The sequence below is a fragment of the Methylobacterium isbiliense genome (genome assembly GCF_022179325.1).
Classification (GTDB): domain Bacteria; phylum Pseudomonadota; class Alphaproteobacteria; order Rhizobiales; family Beijerinckiaceae; genus Methylobacterium; species Methylobacterium isbiliense.
Genome location: NZ_BPQQ01000130.1, coordinates 1 through 3,889, shown reverse-complemented (window position 1 = coordinate 3,889; position 3,889 = coordinate 1). Strand labels below are relative to the sequence as shown.

The following is a 3,889-nucleotide window of genomic DNA, read 5'->3' as shown; positions in this document are numbered from 1 at the left end:
GGGGTCATCGCAGAATGTGTCCCAAAACGTACGCTAAGGGCGGGGCCTTGGGAGGGGCGAGCATCGCTGGCTCGGGCCAGCCGGAACGGGACGCCGGCACCCATCGTCATGGGCTCAGGTGCGCTTCGGCTGACGCTCGAGCAGCGTCTTGGCATCGTCGCGTAGCTCACCCGTGGGGCTCACGAAGCGGTAGAGCGTCTGGCGGGTGATGCCGAGTTCCTCGCACAGGTCGCCGACCCTGGTCTCCGGCTGACCCATGGCGGCCTGGGCCAGGCGCAGCTTGGCCGGCGTCATCTTGTAGGGCCGGCCACCCCGCCGACCCCGGGCGCGAGCCGCCTGCAGGCCGGCCTTGGTCCTCTCGACGATCAACTCGCGCTCGAACTCCGCCAGTCCGGCGAAGATGGCGAACACCAGCCGGCCGTTGGCCGTGGTGGTGTCGATCGAGGCGCCTTCGCCCGACAGCACCTTGAGGCCGACCCCGCGCCGGGTGAGATCCCCGACCAGGTTGACCAGGTGGCGCAGGTCGCGGCCGAGCCGGTCCAGCTTCCAGACAGCGAGCGTATCACCAGGCCGCAATGCCTTGAGGCAGGCCGCGAGCCCGGGACGGTCGTCGCGCCGCCCCGAAGCGGCATCCTCGTAGATGTGCTCCGGCTTCACGCCGGCCTTCGTCAGCGCGTCGCGCTGCAGATCATGCACCTGGCTGCCGTCGGCCTTCGACACGCGCGCGTAGCCGATCAGGGTCGTCACAAATACGCTCGTTTGCGTGACAGGCGGCTCGCCGCCGTCCAACCGAACGAGATACTGTCACTCAACGCGTTCCCCTGTCTACGCTCCGCGAACGGTTCGTGCCCAGGTTTCGTGACGAGCATCGGAGCCGGCCACCGTCGCGATGCGCACCCTCCTCTCACCCGCACAGCGGGCGGTTCTCTTCGACCCGCCCGACGACCGACCGACGGTCGAGCGTCTCTATACCCTGGGGCCGGACGACCTCGCCGAGACGGCGCGGCGGCGGCGCGCCTCCAACCGGCTCGGCTTCGCCGTGCAGCTCTGCTACCTGCGCCACCCCGGACGCCCCCTGGAGCCCGGCGAGACACCGTCGCCGGCGCTGCTGCAGGTCCTCGCCGGTCAACTCGGCTGCGAGCCCGGCATCTTCGCCGACTATGCCGGCCGGGAGACGACGCTTCGCGAGCACCGGGCCGAGATCGAGGCGCGGCTGGGACTGCGCGGCTTCGAGCGCAGCGACCGTTCCACCCTGCTGGCGGTCGCGATGGAGGCCGCCACCTCGACCGACCGGGGCGAGGTGATCGTGGGGGCCATGACGCGGCTCCTGCGCGAGACGCGGATCGTGTTGCCGGCGGCCTCCACGCTGGAGCGCATCGCGCTCGCGGCCCGGGCGCAAGCACGCCGCCAAGCCTTCGCCGGTTTGATCCGCGACCTCGGGCCGGACCAGGCCCAGCGGCTGGACGATCTCCTGTCCGCCGGATCCGGTCCGGGCCGCACGGCCCTGGCCTGGGTGCGGGAGTGGCCGGAAGCGCCCGGCGCCGCCAACCTGAAGGCGGTGCTGGAGCGGTTGGCGCATGTCCGCCGCATCGGCCTGGAGCCGGACCGGGGCCGACGCATCCACCGCGCCCGCTACGGCGTGATCGCGCGCGAGGCCGCGATCATGAGCGCTCAGCACCTCTCCCGGCTCGAGCGCCGCCGCCGGCTGGCGACGCTCTGCGCCTTCGCGCTGGACATGGAGGTGCTCCTCACCGACGCGGCCGTGGCGATGGTCGAGAAGATGGTGGGATCGCTGTTCCGTCGCGCCGAGCGGACCCGCTCCGAACGGCTGATGGACGACACCAGGCTCCTGAAGGAGACGGCCCGGCTTCATGCCCGGCTCGGCCGGGCCTTGCTGGACGTCCGCTGGGCCGAGGGCGACGTCCTGAGCCTCGTCGGCGAGCGCATCGGCTGGGAGGCCCTGGAGAAGAGCGTCCGTGCGGCGGAGGACCTGACCCGCACGGGTGAGGACGGGCTGGCGGAGGTGGTGGACCGCTACACGGCCGTGCGCCGGTTCGTGCCCGCCTTCCTGGCCAGCTTCGTCTTCCAGGCCGCCCGCCCGAACGATCCTCTTCTGAGCGCCGTGGCGACCCTCCGGCGCTTCTATGCCGAAGGCCGGTCGACCTTGCCGAAGAGTGTGCCGACCTCGTTCCTGGCACCCCGCTGGCGCAAGGTGGTCTTCCCGGCCACCGGTGGCTTCGACCGGCGCGCCTACGAGATCGCCACCCTGGTCCACCTGCGCGACCGTCTCGGCTCGGGCGGGGTCTGGGTCGAGGGGAGCCGCGCCTACCGGACGCTCGACGATTACCTTCTGCCACCTGCGGCCTTCGCGGCGATGCGGACGGAGGGTACGCTGGGCCTGGCGGTCGAGGCCGACGTGAGCCGCTGGCTGGCCGGGCGGCGTGATCGCCTCGCCGGGCGCATGGGCGAGGTGGAGCGCGCGGCGGCGGCGGGCACCTTGCCCGACGTAGTGCTGGAAGGCGGCGAGCTGACCCTCTCGCCTCTGCGCCGGGCCGTGCCGGACGAAGCGGAGGCGTTGAAGGCCAGGCTCTACGGGCTCCTCCCGCGCGTGCGCATCACCGGGCTGCTCGCCGAGGTCGCCGGCTGGACCGGGTTCTGCGACCGCTTCGTGCATGTGAGGAGCGGCGAGCCGGCCGCCGATCCGGCGGCGCTCATGGGCGCCATCCTGGCCGACGCCACCAACCTCGGCCTCTCCCGCATGGCCGAGAGTTCCCGTGGGCTGACCCATGCCCGCCTGCTCTGGACGGCGCAGTGGCACGTGCGCGACGAAACCTATGCGGCGGCACTCGCCGCTATCGTCGATCACCACCACGCCCATCCGCTCGCCGGGGTGTGGGGTCCCGGCGACACCTCCTCGTCGGACGGCCAGTTCTTCCGCGCCGGCGGCAGGGGCGAGGCACGCGCCGACCACAACGCCCGCTACGGCTCCGAGCCGGGGGTCCTGTTCTACACCCACGTCTCCGACCGCTTCGCGCCCTTCCACACCAAGGTGATCGCCGCCAATGCCGGCGAGGCGGCGCACGTCATCGACGGCCTGCTCGACCACGAGAGCGGCCTCGTCATCCGGGAGCACGCGACCGATACGGCCGGTGCCGTCGACCACGTGTTCGGTCTGTGCCACCTGCTCGGGTTCCGGTTCGCGCCACGCATCCGGGACCTCGGCGAGCGCCGCCTCTACGCCTTAGGCGACCTCGCCCCGTTCCCGACGCTTCGCCCGCTCGTGGCCGGGCCGATCCAGGTCAGGACGATCGAGGAGCACTGGGACGAGGCCCTGCGCCTGGCCGCCTCGATCAAGGCAGGGACGGTCATGGCCTCCACCATGCTGAGGAAGCTGGCGGGTTATCCCCGCCAGAACCCGGTGGCGCGGGCGCTGCGCGAGATCGGCCGGGTCGAGCGCACCCTGTTCATGCTCGACTGGCTCGACGATCCGGAGTTGCGACGGCGCACGAGCGCCAACCTGAACAAGGGGGAGGCGCGCAACGCGCTCGCCCGGGCCGTCTTCTTCAACCGCCTGGGCGAGTTGCGCGACCGGACGTTCGAGAACCAGCGGCACCGCGCCTCGGGGCTGAACCTGGTCGCCTCGGCCATCATCCTGTGGAACACCGTCTATCTCGGCCGTGCCGTCGACCACCTCCGCCACCAGGGCGTCGAGGTTCCAGAACGGCTCCTCGCCCACGTCGCCCCGCTCGGCTGGGAGCACGTCAGCCTCACCGGCGACTATCTCTGGGGCGACATCGACACGCCGCGGGAGCGGTTCAGACCCCTGCGCACCACGGGCTCAGCCGAGCGGCCTTAGCGTACGTTTTGGGACACATTCTGCGATGACCCC

The 3,889-nt window shown here is 71.7% G+C and carries 2 protein-coding genes; one reads left to right on the top strand and one right to left on the bottom strand.

Annotated features, from left to right (window positions below):
* Positions 1-114: 114 nt before the first annotated feature.
* Positions 115-747 (bottom strand): recombinase family protein, encoded by a 633-nt coding sequence (locus MFF61_RS32835; RefSeq protein ID WP_238241915.1) that lies wholly within the window; start codon positions 745-747, stop codon positions 115-117.
* 142 nt (positions 748-889) lie between these two features.
* Between MFF61_RS32835 and MFF61_RS32830 the strand changes: the two genes are divergently transcribed.
* Positions 890-3,856, top strand: a complete 2,967-nt coding sequence (locus tag MFF61_RS32830; RefSeq protein ID WP_238241914.1) for a Tn3 family transposase — start codon at positions 890-892, stop codon at positions 3,854-3,856.
* The last annotated feature ends 33 nt before the right edge of the window (positions 3,857-3,889 follow it).

Coding starts and splice junctions, on each gene's coding strand:
- MFF61_RS32830 (WP_238241914.1), top strand. CDS start 890: ATGCGCACCCTCCTCTCACCCGCACAGCGGGCGGTTCTCTTCGACCCG.